The sequence below is a fragment of the Nocardia lasii genome (genome assembly GCF_042658545.1).
Lineage (GTDB): Bacteria > Actinomycetota > Actinomycetes > Mycobacteriales > Mycobacteriaceae > Nocardia > Nocardia lasii.
This window is the reverse complement of record NZ_JBHSQN010000008.1, coordinates 20,110-36,337: the sequence shown is the minus strand read 5'-3', so window position 1 is coordinate 36,337 and position 16,228 is coordinate 20,110. Positions and strand designations below refer to the sequence as shown.

Below are 16,228 nucleotides of genomic sequence, written 5' to 3'. Positions count from 1 at the left end.
ATCGGCGCGTGGCGGCGCTTCGACAGCTCAGGCGGCGACGATCGAGTCGCCTTCGACACGAACGGGTTTCGCGGCGAGTGGCTTGTTGGCCGGTCCGCTCTGCACCGCGCCGTCGAGCCCGAACCGGCTGCCGTGGCAGGGGCAGTTGATCGTGCCCTTGGCCACCGTGGCGACCTTGCAGCCGGCGTGCGTGCAGGTCGCCGACAGGCCGACGAAGGTGCCCGCGGTCGGCTGGGTGACCACGGTGTCGCCGACGATCACCCCGCCGCCCACCGGAACATCCGCGGTCTTGGCCAATGCCTCGGCGGCCGCCCCCGGTTGCGGCGCCGGGGCGGCCGGTGCCGGGTCCTCCTTGCCGTAGGTGGTGCACGCGCTCAGCGTCGCGGCCGCGGCCAAGGCGCCCGCACCGACCACGACGGTGCGACGGTTCAGCGAGAATTCGTTGATGGTCATCGGTCGTTCTCCGTTCAGAAGGTGAGGCCGTTGTTCTGGAAGAACCAGAGCGACGAGGTGAGCCACAGGCCGGTCAGGCCGGTGAAGGTGAGTCCGCCCGCGACCGGAATGACCCAGCCCGGCAGGCCCTTTCGGGTGAGCAACAGCATCTTGGTGACGAACACGCCGTAGAAGAAGCAGCCGAACAGCGAATGCGCGAACACCCGCGCGGTGCCGTCCTGGAAACCGAGCGCGTAGAGGCAGTGCACCGCCACCGGCACGCTCGCCAGTACGGCCAACCGTCCCGACCACGCGTGCACGGTGCCGATCCACGCGGGCGCGCTGGGCCCGAGCTTGCCGTACATGATCATCGCCGAGATCACCTGGCTCACCGCGAGAACGAACGCCACCGTGCCGAGCCAGGCCTTCACCGCGACCGGGCTGGAGAATCCGGCCACGTTGACGGAGAAGAAGCGCGGATCGTGCACCTTGCCGTACACGCCGAGCAGCACCGTCACCGAGACCCCGACCAGGATCGCGAACGCCACCGCGGGCGCGGTGCCGCGCACCGCCTGCTGCTCAGCCGACATGATCGGCTCCGCTCACCTTGGTCGCGGTCACGCGCGCGCCACCGATCGTGGCGGTCGCGTCGGTGCCGAGTCCCGGTGCGGCGGAAGTGGTTCCGTTCGCCGCCCGCTGCACGCCGGTGACCTGTCCGCCGTCGTCGACGATCCAGCTCTGGCGCACGCCGTCGGATTCGTAGGTGTAGAGCCCGGCGGGCGCCTGTACCGGCTCGGCCGTGAACGCCCACTGCTTCGCGCCGATCGCCAACGTCCCCTGCACGGCCTGCCCCTCGAGGCGGCCCTCCAGCGTCGCGTCGTTCTTCCCGGTCAACCGCAGCGCGCCGCCCTCGGCCGAACCCTGCGACCAGCTCTCGACCTTCGCGCCGTCGCAGGCATAGGCCACCGCCCTGTCACCCTCGACCGTGATCGACACCGTCATCGTGCCGCCCGAGGCCAACCCGATCGTGCCCACGTAATCCGCCGTCTCCGGGAAATCCGGTGCGGGCGCGGCACTTTGGTCGGTACTCGCCACCGCGCCGGGTGTGACCGCCGCACTCGCCGAGGCGGTCTCGACCGCCACCGGCGCCGGATCCTCCTTCGACATGTTCACGACCACCAACCCGCCGCCCAACACCGCCACCGCCGCCAGGGTGACCCACGGCCCGACTCTTGTCATCATCGTCTCCTCACACGCGGCCGCGCCTCCCGCCGACCACCTCCTGCCCTGTCAACGACACACACCCCCACCCGGTTCGACCCGAAACCGAAATTCTTCCGACCGACCGACACCGCCTTATCGAGGCTTGGCTGCGATTCGAGACGATTCACCCTTTCGTCGACGGCAACGGCCGCGCGGGATGCGTGCTGATTCACCTCGTGTTGCGCCGTCGCGGACTGTCCGAGCGGGTCACCGCGCCGGAGGTGTTCGATGCCTTCGGCGCGCTCGAGCGATGCCTGGCGAGCCCGGAGCACGTGACGCGCTCGCCGCATCGGCCGGTACCGCGCGGGTAGGCGGTTGCGCGCACGGCCGGGCAGCGTGCACCGGGATGCGCGCGCGATCGGGTGTGGAATCCGGGATACCTCAGGGGATTCCCTGATGTGTGGGGGTGGTCGGCACGCCTAGCGTTGTCGGGGTGAAGGCGATTGTGCAGCGGGTTTACGGGTCATCGGCGATGTTGGCGGTGGCCGATGTCGAGCGGCCGGTGGCCGGGGCGGGGCAGGTGCTGGTTCGGGTGCGCGCGGCGTCGGTGAACGCGCGGGATTGGCATCTGATGCGCGGGGATCCGAAGATCGCGCGGTGGATGGATCGGTCGCTGTTCCGGCGTACGGGGCCGGCGAATCCGGTGCAGGGCGGCGACTTCGCGGGGACGGTCGAGGCGGTGGGGGAGGGCGTCACCGATGTCGCGGTGGGTGAGGAGGTGTTCGGCGAGGCGGTCAGTGGCGCGTTCGCGGAGTACCTCGCGGTCCCGCGCGATCTGCTCGACCGAAAGCCGAGGAATCTGAGCTTCGCCGAAGCGGCGGCGGTGCCGCTGGCCGCCAACACCGCGCTGACCCTGCTGCGTTCCGTCGACGCCGGGCAGCGGGTGTTGATCATCGGCGCCTCCGGCGGGGTCGGCACGTTCGCGGTGCAGATCGCTCATGCCAGGGGTGCCGAGGTCACCGCGGTGTGCAGTACCCGCAATGTCGAGGCGGCCCGGTCGCTCGGCGCCGAGCACGTGTTCGACTACACCCGCGACACCGTGACCGGCCGCTACGACACCGTTGTCGACCTGGCGGGTGCGCGGAGCCTGCGCGAGCTGCTCGGCCTGGTCGAACCCACCGGCACCCTGGTCCTGTCCGGCGGCGGCAACTACGACGGTGGCAGCGTGTTCGGCCCGATCGGTTTGTTCGCGCGCGGCCAGCTGGCTCGACCGTTCGTGAAACCGACGATCCGTGTTCCGCTGGCCCAGCAGAGTGCGGCGGCGCTGACCGAGCTGCGCGCGCTGATCGAGTCCGGTGATGTCCGTCCGGTCATCGACCGCGCCTATCCGCTGGCCGAGACCGCCGCGGCCATCGACTACATGGAGTCCCACCATGCCAGGGCGAAGATCGTGATCACCGTCGCCGAGTAGCCGGAACCGGCTGCCGCGCACGCGCTCTCAGAGCAGCCGGAATTCCATCATGGCGATGGCGTCGTCGAGGGCGGTGGTGAGGCAGTGCAGGCGGGTGGTGGAGTCGGGGGCGGTGAGGGCGGCCTGGCGGTCGGTGGGGCCCAGCGGTAGTCGGGCGGCCAGGTCGAACGAGCGGGTGGTGGGGTCGGTGGGCAGGTCGTCGAGCGAGGCCGAGGGCGGCGGGCGGCGAATACCGTTGCGGCGGGCGAACTGGGCGGTGAGGTCGTGCAGGCGGGCGGCACGGTCGCGCAGGGTCGCCAGCTGGGCGGTGTCGTCGTCGGCGGCACCGTCGGGCCAGAGTTCGGCCTCGGCCTGGGGGTAGGGCGCGTCGGGCAGCCAGCGGTCGATGCGGAGGCGTTCGGTGCCCTGACAGCGCAACCGGAACCGGGAGCCGGGCAGTTCCATCACCTCGGTGATCCGGGCCAACGTCCCCACCTCGGTGCGCACGTCCCCGCCGCCCACCTCGTGTCCGCGCTCGATCAGCACCACCCCGAACTCCGGCTCGCGGCGCCCGTCCATGCAGTCCCGCACCAGCGCCACATAGCGCGGCTCGAAGATCTGCAACGACAGCGGCTCACCGGGCAGCAGCACCGCGCCCAGCGGAAACATAGGTATCTGCACCGATCCAGCATGCCCGGTCGGGCCCGCGCCACCTCGACGCGGCACGCTCACGTGGTGGTGATGGCGGCGAACACGGTCGGGTCGACCAGGGTCGAGGTGTCGCCGAGCTCGCGTCCCTCGGCCACGTCACGCAGCAGGCGCCGCATGATCTTGCCGCTGCGGGTCTTGGGCAGCTCGGGTACGAGGTGGATTTCGCGCGGCCGGGCGATCGGACTGATCTCGAGCGACACCGCCGCCTGCAATTCGGCGACGAGATCCGCGGTGGCCCCCGCCGATCCGGTGAGGATGACGAACGCGACGATCCCCTGTCCGGTGGTCTCGTCCGACGCGCCGACCACCGCCGCCTCGGCCACCGCCGGATGCCCGACCAGCGCGGACTCCACCTCCGCGGTCGAGATCCGATGCCCGGACACATTCATCACGTCGTCGACGCGCCCCAGAATCCACAGATCACCGTCGGCATCGCGCTTGGCTCCATCGCCGGCGAAGTACCACCCCTCGGAAGCGAAACGCTGCCAATAGGTTTCGCGGTACCGCGCCATATCGCCCCAGATCCCGCGCAGCATCGACGGCCACGGCTGATCCAGCACGAGCAGTCCGGCTTCCCCGTTCCCGAGCACGACGCCGTCGTCATCGACCACCTCGGCGCTGATCCCCGGCAGCGGACCCATCGCCGCGCCGGGCTTGGTCGCGGTGACCCCGGGCAGCGGCGAGATCATGATGGCGCCGGTCTCGGTCTGCCACCAGGTGTCCACGATCGGAATATCGTTGCGGCCGAACACTTCCCGGTACCAGCGCCAGGCTTCGGGGTTGATCGGCTCACCCACGGATCCGAGCAACCGCAGCGTGCTCAGATCGTGCGCGTCGGGGATCTCGCGCCCCCACTTCATGAACGTGCGAATCAAGGTCGGCGCCGTGTAATAGATGGTGACACCGTACTTTTCGATGATCTCGAAGTGCCGGTGCTCGGTGGGGAAGTTCGGCGTTCCCTCGTAGACGACCTGCGTGGCGCGATTGGCCAGCGGCCCATAGACGATGTAGCTGTGCCCGGTCACCCACCCGATATCGGCGGTGCACCAGTAAACATCCTGTCCCGCTCGATGATCGAAGACAGTGTGGTGGGTGTAGGCGGTCTGGGTGAGGTAACCGCCGGTCGTGTGCAGAATCCCCTTCGGCTTCCCGGTGGTCCCGGAGGTGTAGAGGATGAACAGCGGATGCTCGGCCGGAAAACCCTCTGCCTCGTGCGACGGCGAAGCGACAGAAACGGTTTCGTCCCACCACAGGTCGCGAACTTCGGTCCATGGCACCTCGAGCCCGACCCGGCGCACCACCAGCACGTGCTCCACACTCGACCGGTCCGAGCCGAGCGCCTCGTCGACCGCGTACTTCAACGCCGCCGGTTTGCCCCGCCGCCACTGCCCGTCGGTGGTCACGATCAACCGCGCCGCCGCGTCGTCGACCCGCTGCCGCAGCGCGGTGGGGGAGAACCCGGCGAACACCACCGAGTGCGTGAGCCCCAGCCGCGCGCACGCCAGCATGGTCACGATCGCCTCGGGCACCATCGGCATGTAGATGGCCACCCGATCACCGGCGACGAGCCCGAGTCGGGTGAAAGTATTGGCCGCCCGGCATGTTTCGTCGAGCAGTTCGCTGTAGGTGATGGCGCGCGAGTCGCCGGGCTCACCCTCCCAGTGGATCGCGACCTGGTCGCCGTGCCCGGCCAGGACGTGCCGGTCCAGGCAGTTGTAGGCGACATTGAGTTCCCCGTCGCCGAACCACCGCGCCACCGGGGCGTCCGACCAGTCCAGCACCTCGGTGAAGGGCTTGTGCCAGTGCAGTCGGGCGGCCTGCTCGGCCCAGAAACCCTCCCGGTCGGTGCGCGCGCGCTCGTACAGCGTCGCGTCGGCATTGGCCTGTGCGGCGAACTCCGGGGCGGGCGGGTGGCTGGTCACAGTGAACTCTCCTTCGAAAAGCCTGGGGGGACAGCCCGTGCCGGTGGCGGACCACCGGCACGGGCGAGGGTGGCGTCAGTGCGAGATCGCCTTCTCCGCACCGACGCCGGTCAGCGACCGCACTTCCATCTCCGCGGCCTTGGCCCGATCGACCTGCTCGCCACGCCCGCCGAGGAACGTCCCGACCACGCCGAGCGCGAACGCCAACGGAATCGACACGATGCCCGGGTTCGACAGCGGGAAGTAGTCGAAATCGGCCCCGCTGATCATGGCGGTCTTGGACCCCGAGACCGCGGGCGAGAACACGATGAGCACGATCGTGGAGATCAGCCCGCCGTACATCGACCACAGCGCGCCGGTGGTGTTGAACCGTCGCCAGAACAGCGAGTACAGGATCGTCGGCAGGTTCGCCGCCGCGGCGACCGCGAAGGCCAGCGCCACCAGGAACGCGATGTTCTGCCCGTTGGCGAGGATGCCGAGCCCGATCGCCAGCACGCCGATCACCACCGCGGTGATCCGCGAGACCCGCACCTGCTTGTGCTCCTCCACCTTGCCCTTCTTGAGCACGCTGGCGTAGATGTCGTGGGCGAACGACGCCGAGGCGGTGATGGTGAGCCCGGCCACGACCGCCAGGATCGTGGCGAACGCGACCGCCGAGATCACCCCGAGCAGGATCACCCCGCCCAGTTCGAACGCCAGCAGCGGCGCCGCCGAGTTCTGGCCGCCTGCCGCGGCGAGGATCTTGTCCGGGCCGACGATGGCGGCGGCGCCGTAGCCGAGCACCAGGGTGAACAGGTAGAACGAGCCGATCAGGCCGATCGCCCAGACCACCGAGCGGCGCGCCTCTTTCGCGGTCGGCACGGTGTAGAACCGCATGAGCACGTGCGGCAGACCCGCGGTGCCGAGTACCAGTGCCAGGCCGAGCGAGAGGAAGTTCAGCTTCGACATCTCGCTGCCGCCGTACTGGGCGCCGGGTGCGAGTACGTCGCGGGCGGCGACGGCCTTGCTGGTGGATTCGCTCACCGATTCCTGTGCGGCGCCGAGGATGTCGGAGAAGTTGAACCCGTACTTGGCCAACACCAGCACCGTCATCAGGCCCGCGCCCGCGATCAGCAGCACCGCCTTGATGATCTGCACCCAGGTGGTGCCCTTCATGCCGCCGACGAGCACGTACACGATCATCAGCACACCGACCGCCGCGATGACCACGGATTGCCCCGCGCGACTGGAGATGTCGAGCAGCAGCGCCACCAGACCACCCGCGCCCGCCATCTGCGCGAGCAGGTAGAACAGCGACACGGTCAGCGTGGTCAGCGCGGCCGCCGTGCGCACCGGGCCCTCCTTCAACCGGAAGCTGAGCACATCGGCCATCGTGAATTTGCCGGTGTTGCGCAGCATTTCGGCCACCAGCAGCAGCGCGACCAACCAGGCGACGAGGAACCCGATCGAATACAGGAACCCGTCGTAGCCGTAGACGGCGATCGCGCCGGCGATGCCGAGGAAGCTGGCCGCCGACAGGTAGTCACCCGCGATGGCGATGCCGTTCTGCGGTCCCGAGAACCCGCGTCCGCCGGTGAAATAGTCGGCGGCACTGGCGTTGTTGCGGCTGGCCCGGATCACCACGACCATCGTGACCGCGACGAAGACCAGGAAGATGGCGATATTGGCGATGGGATTGCCCACCGTCGACGATGCGGCGAGAGTGCTCATGCCCGGCCCTCGAGTTCCTCGCGGATGGCCGCGGCGCGCGGATCCAGCTCACGGTTGGCGAATCGGACGTAGAGCCCGGTGATCAGGAAGGTGGAGACGAACTGCCCGAGTCCGAGCAGCAGGCCCACGTTGATATTGCCGAAGACCTTGTGCGCCATGAAGTCGTGCGCGTACGCGCCGAGCACCACGTAGCTCACATACCACACCAGAAACAGTGCGGTCATGGGGAAGATGAAGCGGCGCAGTCGGTTTCGCAGGTCCTGGAACTGCGGACTCGCCTGCACCTCGAGCCATTCGTCGGCGGTGGGTGTTCGGGGGTCCGGCGCCTGCGCGGTGTCGGTGTCGGTCATACCGGTCGTCCTAGCGTGGAGGGGTTCGTGCGTGGAGCTGACGGTAGGTCGCCGGAGTGGGTGTGGTGTGGGTCACTCGGTGAAGGTGGTCGACGGTGCGGTGAGCGGTCGCTGTGCTGCGACGAACGGTCAACGGCGCCCTGAGATATCGGGGTCGCGGTCGGCGCTCAGACCGAGTCGTTCGGGGGCGTGCATCCGCACGAAGATCCCCGCCAGCACCCGCGAATCCTGGCCCTGGGTCGCCAGGCTGACCAGGATCGTCACCGCGAATGCCAGCGGCACGCTGACCGCGCCCGGATAGTCGACGATCGCATCGGCCCAGCCGCCGGCCAGCTCGGGGGAGACCCCGCCGAGCACTGCCAGCACGGTCGCGCCCCCGGCGATCACCGCGCCGGTGAGCATCCCGGCCGCCGCGCCGGTCGCGGTGAGCCCGCGCCACCAGATCCCCAGCACCAGCAGCGGACACAGCGTCGAGGCGGCCACCGAGAACGCGAGGGCGACGGTGCGCGAGAGGTCCAGCGAGGTGACGGTGACGGCCAGCGTCAACGGCACGAGCCCGGCCACCAGCGCGGCGAGCCGGAAATCCCGGATCCGCCCGCGCAGCACATCGGTACTGAGCACGCCCGCGAGACTGACCAGCAGCCCCGAGGAGGTGGACAGGAACGCCGCGATCGCCCCGGCCGCCGCCAACGCGGCCAGCAGTTGCCCGCCGAGACCACCCAGCACCGCGCGCGGCAGCAGTACGACGGCCGCGTCGGAGGCGCCGGTGATCAGCAGTTGCGGCACGGACAGGCGGGCGAAGACGCCGAGCAGGATCGGGAACAGGTAGAACACGCCGACCAGGCCGATCACGGTCAGCGCGGTTCGACGCGCGGACGGGCCGTCGCGGTTGGTGTAGAACCGGACCAGCACGTGCGGCAACCCCATGGTGCCCAGGAAGGTCGCCACGATCAGCGAGAACACCTGGTACGTGGGGTGTTGTCCACCGAAACCGCCGCCGGGGGCCACCCAACTCGCCCCGTCGGCGGGTGCGCCCGCGACCACCGGCACGGCCGAGCCCGGCGCCAGGATCAGCTCGGTGCCCGCGTCGAGGGTGTGGTCGCCCGGGGCGAGCACCACCGGACCCGCCACGGGCCGTCCGTCGAGCGTGCCGGTGATCGTGACCTGCTGCGAAACATCCAGGTGCACCACCACATCGGTGGAGATGTCGACGGTGGTGCGGGTGTCGACGGTCGGTGGCGTGGGTGCGCCGACCGGGCGTTCGTCGGCGAGGAAATGCAGTCCGAGGACCAGGGCGGGCACGGCCACCGCCGTCAGCTTCAGCCAGTACTGGAACGCCTGCACCAGGGTCACCGACCGCATGCCGCCGCCGATCACATTCACCAGCACGATCGCCCCCACCGCGACCGCGCCCACCCACGCGGGCAACCCGAGCAGGATGTGCAGGGTGAGCCCGGCGCCCTGGAACTGCGGGATCAGATACACCGCGCACACCAGCACCACGAGCCCGGCGGCCATGCGGCGCAGGCGAATCGAGCCGAGCCGGAATTCGGCGAAGTCGGGCACGGTGTAGGCACCGGATCGGCGCAGTGGCGCGGCGACGAACATCAGCAGGCCCAGATAGCCCGCTGTGAATCCCACCGGATACCACAGTGCGTCGGCGCCGTATTTCGCGATCAGGCCGGCGACACCGAGAAACGAAGCGGCGGAGAGATATTCGCCCGAGATCGCCGCCGCGTTCCACCGCGAGCCGACCGTGCGGGACGCGACGAGGAAGTCGGAAGTGGTGCGCGAGAGTCGAACTCCGTAGAACCCGATGCCGATGGTCGCCAGCGCCGCGAGGGCCAGGGCGGTGACGGTGAGGATCATCGGCGCACCGGCGAGCCGACCGCGCCCGCACCATCTGTGGTCACGAGGTGCACCCCGCTCGTGTTTCGGCGGTCGGTGCCAGTGGCCCGACTGCGGCCCCCGATCGCCGAGTTCTCGCCGTCCACCGGCCGACGCGGGGCAGGCAACCTCGGATGCGCGAGCATTCAGTCCCCGGCCACGTCGAGGAAATCGTCCTCATTGCGTTGGGCGAGGCGAACATAGACCGCGCCCACCGCGTACAGCACCGGAAACGCGAGGACCCCGAGAATCAGCCAGGGCAGCCGCACCCCGAACACCGTCGCCTCGGCGATCACGTCGACACCGAACAGCAAGGGCAGCGCCCCGAACCCGGCCACCGTCACCAGCGCCAACCGCAACGCCAACCCCAACTGCGCCCGAATCAGACCACCGATGAGCGCGGCACCGAGATCGGTCTGCTCGACCACCTCGGTCCGGGTCCGAACCTGCCGCGCGCCACGCCGCTGCGCGAGCACGACCCGCTCCCGCGGCGGTCGCTGCGGGCCGGTCACCGCGGTGCCCCCTGCTCTCGCACCGTCCGCACCCGGGTCGGAAACCGTCCGGTCACCGCTGTGCGCCCTGCCCTCGCACCGTCTGCGTCCGGGTCGGGAACCGTCCGGTCACCGCTGTGCCCCTGCCCTCGCACCCTCCGCGCCCAGGTCGGGAACCGGCTGCTCACCGTTGTGACCAGTTCTGTCGGGGCCCGTGCACGAGCCGCTGCTTGAGCTCGCGCACCTGCCGTCTGCTCACCGGCAGCTCCACCGCGCCGGTCGTGCCCTCGGCGCGCAGGCACACCACGGTGCCCGATCCCGTGCTGCGCAACCCGGTGACCAGCCGCAACGCCACCAGATAGGACCGGTGCACCCGCAGGAAACCCGCGTCCTCCCACCGGGATTCGAGCGCCGAGAGCGGAATGCGCACCAGGTGCGAGCCGGTGCGGGTGTGCAGCCGGGCGTAATCACCGTCGGCCTCGACCCAGGCGACATCGGCGCGGTGGACCAGCGTCGTGACCCCGCCCAGTTCCACCGGGATCACCTCGCTGGGGTCGGCCGGTTCCGGTGCAGGCGCGGCGGGGATCGGCGCGGACCGGGCGGTGAGAATGCGCCGCACCGCCTCGGCCAGCCGGGCCACGCGCAACGGTTTGAGCAGGTAGTCCACCGCGCCCAGATCGAACGCCGCCACCGCGTGATCGTCGTGGGCGGTGACGAACACGACCGCGGGCGGCTCGGCGAATTCCGAGAGAATGCCCGCCAACTCCATCCCGGTGAGGCCGGGCATATCGATATCGAGGAACACCGCGTCGATCGGATGCGCCCGTAACAACCGCAGCGCGCCGGTCGCCTCGCCCGCCCGGTGGATCTCACCCACGCCGGTCTGGGTGCTCAGCAGGTAGGCGAGTTCGTCGAGCGCCGGTTTCTCGTCGTCGACGGCGAGGACGCGCAGCGCGGTCGGGGCTTCATCGGTGTTCCAGGTCACAGCCAGGTCATCGTAACCGGGGTGCCGCGGCACGGGGTCGGGTTCGTCGCTCCCGACGGCGAACACCGGTTCACATCAAGCGCGGACGCCGGCCCGGAACTTCGGTATCCGCATGCTGACCTTGGTTCCCGCGCCCGGCGCCGTCTCCACCACCAGCCCGTAGTCGTTGCCGAACGCCGCGCGCAGCCGGTCGTCGACATTGGCCAACCCCACGTGCGCGGCCTCGCCCGTCCGCCCCGACCCGGTGTCGACGGCGTCGAGGGCCCCTGAACGCAGGATCTCGGGGTCCATCCCGATGCCGTCGTCCTCGACGCTGATCAGGCAGTCGGTTCCCTCGTCGGTCGCGACGATGCCGAGCTGCCCACCGCGCCCGCCGCCCGCGAGTCCGTGCCGCACCGCGTTCTCGACCAGCGGCTGCAAGGCCAGAAACGGCAACACCACCCCCAGCACCTCCGGCGCGATGCGCAGCCGCACGTCCAGGGCATCCCCGAACCGAGCCTGCTCGAGCGCCAGGTACCGCTCGATATTGCGCAATTCGTCCGCGAGCACGGTGAATTCGCCCGCGGCCCGGAACGAGTACCGCGTGAAATCGGCGAACTCGAGAATCAACTCACGGGCCCGATCGGGATCGGTCCGCACGAACGAGGCGATCGTATTGAGCGCGTTGTAGATGAAATGCGGACTGATCTGCGCTCGCAACGCCCGCAACTCGGCCCGATCCACCCGCGCCCGCGACGCGTCCAACTCCGCGAGCTCCAACTGCCCGCACGCGTACCGAGCCACCTCCGCCGCGGCCCCGAGCATGCCGGGACCGGGCTTGCCCGCCGTCACCATCCCCAGCGCGCCCACGACCGCCCCGGTGTCGATCGACAGCGGCTGAGCGATCAGCGTGTACTCGACACCGGACACCAGAACCGCCCGCTCGTCGGCGATCGCCCCTCGCGCCGCCTCGGCGAACGATTCGATCATGCCCGCGTGCGGCCCCTCCCACGCCAACAGCGTCCCGTCGGCATCGGCCACCCCCAACGCCTCGGCCCCCGCGAGCGCCCGCAGGTGCGGGGCCGCCTCCCGCGCGGACTCCGCGGTCAACCCGCGCCGCAACGGCACCGCCGCCAGCGACGCGGTGTGCAGCGCCTGATGCACCGCCCGCTGGGCGGGCGTGGTGACCACCCGTTGCGTGCGCCGCCAGATCAGTGCGACGACACCCGCCAGCACGACGACCGCGGCCCCGGCCACGACGAACGTGGTCATCAGAATTTCCGGTCCGCGCGCACGCACCGATTATGACCGGACCGTTTTCCGAGGACTCGCCGGTGACCTTGACCACGACACGCCGGACCCCGGCCAGGCAGGGGCGGAGCGGCCGGACGCGACGGTGAAACCTGTCGGACCCACGTGCCTAGAATGCCAGGGCTACCCCCGCCGACTCCCTGGGAGGAAGGACCGTCTTGGCTCCGTCCGGATCGTTCGTTCACCTGCACAACCACACCGAGTACTCCATGCTCGACGGTGCGGCCAAGATCTCGCCGCTGTTCGCGGAGGCGGAGCGGTTGGGGATGACCGCGGTCGGCATGACCGACCACGGCAATATGTACGGCGCCTCGGAGTTCTACAACAGTGCCAAGAAGGCCGGCATCAAGCCGATCATCGGCATCGAGGCCTACATCGCGCCGGGCTCGCGCTTCGACACCAAGCGCGTCAAGTGGGGCGATCCGGGTCAGAAGGGCGACGATGTCTCCGGCTCGGGTGCCTACACCCACATGACCATGGTCGCCGAGAACGCGACCGGCCTGCGCAACCTGTTCAAGCTGTCGAGCCTGGCCTCGATCGAGGGCCAGCTGGGCAAGTGGGCGCGCATGGACGAGGAGATCATCGCCCAGCACGCCGAGGGCATCATCGCCACCACCGGCTGCCCCTCGGGTGAGGTACAGACCCGCCTGCGTCTGGGCCACGATCGCGAAGCCCTCGAGGCCGCCGCGAAGTGGCAGGAGATCTTCGGCGCCGACAATTTCTTCCTCGAGGTGATGGACCACGGTCTGTCCATCGAGCGCCGGGTCCGCGAGGGCCTGATCGACATCAGCAAGCAGCTCGGCATCCCGCCGATCGCCACCAACGACTGCCACTACGTCACCAAGGACCAGTCGGTCAATCACGAAGCGCTGCTGTGCATTCAGACCGGCAAGACGCTGTCCGACCCCACCCGCTTCAAGTTCGATGGTGACGGCTACTACCTCAAGTCCGCCGCCGAGATGCGCGCCATCTGGGACGCCGAGATCCCCGGCGCCTGCGACAACACCGAGGTCATCGGCGAGCGCGTGCAGCCCTACGACGATGTCTGGGAACACCGCGACCGGATGCCGGTCTTCCCGGTGCCCGAGGGCCACACCCAGGCCACCTGGCTGCGCAAGGAAGTCCTCGACGGGCTGGACCGCCGCTTCCCGGACGGTCCCTCGCGCGAGTACCTCGACCGCGCCGATTTCGAACTCAAAGTCATCTGCGACATGGGGTTCCCCGCCTACTTCCTCGTCGTCGGCGACCTGATCAAGCACGCGCTGGAAGTCGGCATCCGCGTCGGCCCCGGCCGTGGTTCGGCCGCCGGTTCGCTGGTCGCCTACGCCATGGGCATCACCAATATCGACCCGATTCCCTACGGGCTGCTGTTCGAGCGATTCCTCAACCCCGAGCGCGTGTCGATGCCCGATATCGATATCGACTTCGACGATCGCCGCCGCGGTGAGATGGTCCGCTACGCCACCGAGAAGTGGGGCAGCGACCGTGTCGCCCAGGTGATCACCTTCGGCACCATCAAGACCAAGGCCGCGATCAAGGACTCCGCGCGAGTGCTGTTCGGCCAGCCCGGTTTCGCCATCGCCGACCAGATCACCAAGGCGCTGCCGCCGCCGATCATGGCCAAGGACATCTCGGTGGCGGGCATCACCGATCCCGATCACGAGCGGTACAAGGAAGCCACCGAGGTCCGCGATCTCATCGCCTCGAACCCCGATGTCGCCAAGATCTACGAGACGGCGCGCGGCCTCGAGGGCCTGATCCGCAACGCGGGCGTGCACGCCTGCGCGGTCATCATGTCCTCGGAACCGCTCACCGACGCGATCCCGGTGTGGAAGCGCGCACAGGACGGCGCGATCATCACCGGCTGGGACTACCCCTCGTGTGAGGCCATCGGCCTGCTCAAGATGGACTTCCTTGGCCTGCGCAACCTCACCGTCATCGGTGACGCCCTGGAGAACATCAAGGCCAACCGCGGCATCGATCTGGACATGGATCACCTGCCGCTCGACGACCCGGCCACCTACGAACTGCTCGCCCGCGGCGACACCCTTGGCGTGTTCCAGCTCGACGGCGGCGCCATGCGCGATCTGCTGCGCCGCATGCAGCCCACCGGCTTCGGCGACATCGTCGCGGTGCTGGCGCTGTATCGCCCCGGTCCGATGGGCATGAACGCCCACAACGACTACGCCGACCGCAAGAACGGGCGCCAAGAGGTCAAACCGATCCACCCCGAGCTCGAAGAGCCACTGAAGGAGATCCTGGCCGACACCTTCGGCCTGATCGTCTATCAGGAACAGATCATGCAGATCGCGCAGAAGGTGGCCGGGTACTCGCTGGGCCAGGCCGACATCCTGCGCCGCGCCATGGGTAAGAAGAAGCTGTCGGTGCTGGAGGAGGCCTACGCGGGCTTCCGCGACGGCATGCTCGCCAACGACTTCTCCGAACCGGCCATCAAGGCGCTGTGGGACACGATTCTCCCGTTCGCCGGTTACGCGTTCAACAAATCGCACGCCGCCGGCTACGGCCTGGTCTCCTTCTGGACCGCCTACCTCAAGGCCAACTATCCGGCCGAGTACATGGCCGGTCTGCTCACCTCCGTCGGTGACGACAAGGACAAGGCCGCGATCTACCTGTCGGACTGCCGCAAGATGGGCATCACGGTGCTGCCGCCCGATGTCAACGAGTCCGAACTCAACTTCGCCTCGGTCGGCACCGATATCCGCTTCGGCCTCGGCGCGGTCCGCAACGTCGGCACCAACGTGGTGGCCTCGATCATCGCCGCGCGTAAGGAGAAGTCGAAGTTCACCGACTTCTCCGACTACCTGAACAAGATCGACGCGATCGCCTGCTCCAAGAAGGTCACCGAATCCCTCATCAAGGCAGGCGGTTTCGATTCCCTCGGCCACCCGCGCAAGGGCCTGCTGCTGATCCACTCCGACGCGATCGACGCGGTGATGTCGACCAAGAAGGCCGAGGCGATCGGCCAGTTCGACCTGTTCGGCGGCCTCGGTGACGACGACGAGTCGATGGCCTCGGTGTTCAACGTGAAGGTCCCCGACGACGAGTGGGAGACCAAGCACAAGCTGGCGCTGGAACGAGAGATGTTGGGGCTCTACGTGTCCGGGCATCCGCTCAACGGCGTGGAGCACGTGCTGGCCGCCCAGGTCGACACCCCGATCCCGGCCATCCTCGAAGGCGACGTCAAGGACGGCGCGCAGGTGACCATCGGCGGCATCCTCGCCTCGGTGAACCGCCGCATCAACAAGAACGGGCTGGCCTGGGCCTCGGCGCAGCTCGAGGACCTCACCGGCGGCGTGGAGGTGCTGTTCTTCCCGCAGTCGTACTCGGTGTACGGCATGGACGTGGTCGAGGACGCGGTGGTGCTGGTCAAGGCCAGGGTCTCCGTCCGCGACGACCGCATCTCCCTGATCGCCAACGACCTGGTGGTGCCGGACCTCTCGGCCATCGGCGTGGCCAAGCCGGTGTCGGTGGTGATGACCACGCGCATGTGCACCCCCGACAAGATCGGCGAACTCAAGAAGGTGCTCTCCCGTCACCAGGGCACCTCCGACGTTCACATCCGCCACGTCGGCGCCCGCGAGAAGACCACCATGCTCAAACTCGACGACGCCTGGCGGGTCACCCCCTCCTCGGCCCTGATGGGCGACCTGAAAGCCCTGCTCGGCCCCGGCTGCCTCGGCTGATCCGGCACCGGCGCCCGATCACCTCGTGGCGCCGGAACCGCTCCGGCGTGTGTCGGCTGCCCGGGAACGGGCCGGTGCGGCGTGCGGCCGTAG

General features: G+C 69.1%; 14 protein-coding genes. 3 read left to right on the top strand and 11 right to left on the bottom strand.

The window, feature by feature from the left end:
* Positions 1 to 27: 27 nt before the first annotated feature.
* From ACFP3H_RS12805 to ACFP3H_RS12795, 3 genes are read right to left on the bottom strand one after another with little or no spacing between them, the layout of a single operon-like run.
* Complete coding sequence (locus ACFP3H_RS12805; protein ID WP_378604544.1) at positions 28 to 453, bottom strand: QcrA and Rieske domain-containing protein; 426 nt, start codon at positions 451 to 453, stop codon at positions 28 to 30.
* 14 nt (positions 454 to 467) lie between these two features.
* Entirely contained in the window at positions 468 to 1,022 is a 555-nt protein-coding gene (locus ACFP3H_RS12800; RefSeq protein WP_378604541.1) for a DUF6529 family protein, read from the bottom strand.
* Positions 1,012 to 1,671 (bottom strand): hypothetical protein, encoded by a 660-nt coding sequence (locus ACFP3H_RS12795; RefSeq protein ID WP_378604538.1) that lies wholly within the window; start codon positions 1,669 to 1,671, stop codon positions 1,012 to 1,014. The genes ACFP3H_RS12800 and ACFP3H_RS12795 overlap by 11 nt, the downstream gene beginning before the upstream one ends.
* Here ACFP3H_RS12795 and ACFP3H_RS12790 point away from each other — a divergent pair.
* A complete protein-coding gene (locus ACFP3H_RS12790; protein WP_378604535.1) occupies positions 1,665 to 2,006 on the top strand; it encodes a Fic family protein in 342 nt (113 codons plus the stop codon). The two genes, ACFP3H_RS12795 and ACFP3H_RS12790, sit on opposite strands and share 7 nt — an antisense overlap.
* 122 nt (positions 2,007 to 2,128) lie before the next feature.
* Positions 2,129 to 3,106: an NAD(P)-dependent alcohol dehydrogenase gene (locus tag ACFP3H_RS12785; RefSeq protein ID WP_378604532.1), complete on the top strand. Its 978-nt coding sequence runs from the start codon at positions 2,129 to 2,131 to the stop codon at positions 3,104 to 3,106.
* A gap of 27 nt (positions 3,107 to 3,133) precedes the next feature.
* Here the strand turns inward: ACFP3H_RS12785 and ACFP3H_RS12780 are convergent, their stop codons facing one another.
* The 8 genes from ACFP3H_RS12780 to ACFP3H_RS12745 form a co-directional block, all read right to left on the bottom strand.
* Positions 3,134 to 3,754, bottom strand: a complete 621-nt coding sequence (locus tag ACFP3H_RS12780) for an LON peptidase substrate-binding domain-containing protein (protein WP_378604768.1) — start codon at positions 3,752 to 3,754, stop codon at positions 3,134 to 3,136.
* Positions 3,755 to 3,813: 59 nt separating this feature from the next.
* On the bottom strand, positions 3,814 to 5,718 hold the full coding sequence (acs, locus tag ACFP3H_RS12775; RefSeq protein ID WP_378604529.1) for an acetate--CoA ligase: 1,905 nt from the start codon (positions 5,716 to 5,718) through the stop codon (positions 3,814 to 3,816).
* Positions 5,719 to 5,793: 75 nt separating this feature from the next.
* Positions 5,794 to 7,428: a solute symporter family protein gene (locus ACFP3H_RS12770; RefSeq protein WP_378604526.1), complete on the bottom strand. Its 1,635-nt coding sequence runs from the start codon at positions 7,426 to 7,428 to the stop codon at positions 5,794 to 5,796.
* Positions 7,425 to 7,778, bottom strand: a complete 354-nt coding sequence (locus tag ACFP3H_RS12765) for a DUF485 domain-containing protein (RefSeq protein ID WP_378604523.1) — start codon at positions 7,776 to 7,778, stop codon at positions 7,425 to 7,427. The genes ACFP3H_RS12770 and ACFP3H_RS12765 overlap by 4 nt, the downstream gene beginning before the upstream one ends.
* A gap of 129 nt (positions 7,779 to 7,907) precedes the next feature.
* Positions 7,908 to 9,647, bottom strand: coding sequence for a sodium/solute symporter (locus ACFP3H_RS12760; protein WP_378604520.1), 1,740 nt, complete (start codon positions 9,645 to 9,647; stop codon positions 7,908 to 7,910).
* A gap of 164 nt (positions 9,648 to 9,811) precedes the next feature.
* Positions 9,812 to 10,177: a hypothetical protein gene (locus ACFP3H_RS12755; protein WP_378604517.1), complete on the bottom strand. Its 366-nt coding sequence runs from the start codon at positions 10,175 to 10,177 to the stop codon at positions 9,812 to 9,814.
* A gap of 163 nt (positions 10,178 to 10,340) precedes the next feature.
* The gene (locus ACFP3H_RS12750; RefSeq protein WP_378604514.1) at positions 10,341 to 11,141 is read right to left on the bottom strand and encodes a LytR/AlgR family response regulator transcription factor; all 801 of its coding nucleotides are present in this window, start codon (positions 11,139 to 11,141) and stop codon (positions 10,341 to 10,343) included.
* Between the two features lie 75 nt (positions 11,142 to 11,216).
* Entirely contained in the window at positions 11,217 to 12,392 is a 1,176-nt protein-coding gene (locus ACFP3H_RS12745; protein WP_378604511.1) for a sensor histidine kinase, read from the bottom strand.
* A 197-nt stretch (positions 12,393 to 12,589) separates the two neighbouring features.
* On the opposite strand from ACFP3H_RS12745, the gene dnaE reads away from it, so the two are divergent.
* The gene (gene dnaE / locus ACFP3H_RS12740; RefSeq protein ID WP_378604508.1) at positions 12,590 to 16,135 is read left to right on the top strand and encodes a DNA polymerase III subunit alpha; all 3,546 of its coding nucleotides are present in this window, start codon (positions 12,590 to 12,592) and stop codon (positions 16,133 to 16,135) included.
* Positions 16,136 to 16,228 lie beyond the last annotated feature (93 nt).

Coding starts and splice junctions, on each gene's coding strand:
- ACFP3H_RS12805 (WP_378604544.1), bottom strand. CDS start 453: ATGACCATCAACGAATTCTCGCTGAACCGTCGCACCGTCGTGGTCGGT.
- ACFP3H_RS12800 (WP_378604541.1), bottom strand. CDS start 1,022: ATGTCGGCTGAGCAGCAGGCGGTGCGCGGCACCGCGCCCGCGGTGGCG.
- ACFP3H_RS12795 (WP_378604538.1), bottom strand. CDS start 1,671: ATGACAAGAGTCGGGCCGTGGGTCACCCTGGCGGCGGTGGCGGTGTTG.
- ACFP3H_RS12780 (WP_378604768.1), bottom strand. CDS start 3,754: ATGTTTCCGCTGGGCGCGGTGCTGCTGCCCGGTGAGCCGCTGTCGTTG.
- ACFP3H_RS12770 (WP_378604526.1), bottom strand. CDS start 7,428: ATGAGCACTCTCGCCGCATCGTCGACGGTGGGCAATCCCATCGCCAAT.
- ACFP3H_RS12765 (WP_378604523.1), bottom strand. CDS start 7,778: ATGACCGACACCGACACCGCGCAGGCGCCGGACCCCCGAACACCCACC.
- ACFP3H_RS12760 (WP_378604520.1), bottom strand. CDS start 9,647: ATGATCCTCACCGTCACCGCCCTGGCCCTCGCGGCGCTGGCGACCATC.
- ACFP3H_RS12745 (WP_378604511.1), bottom strand. CDS start 12,392: ATGACCACGTTCGTCGTGGCCGGGGCCGCGGTCGTCGTGCTGGCGGGT.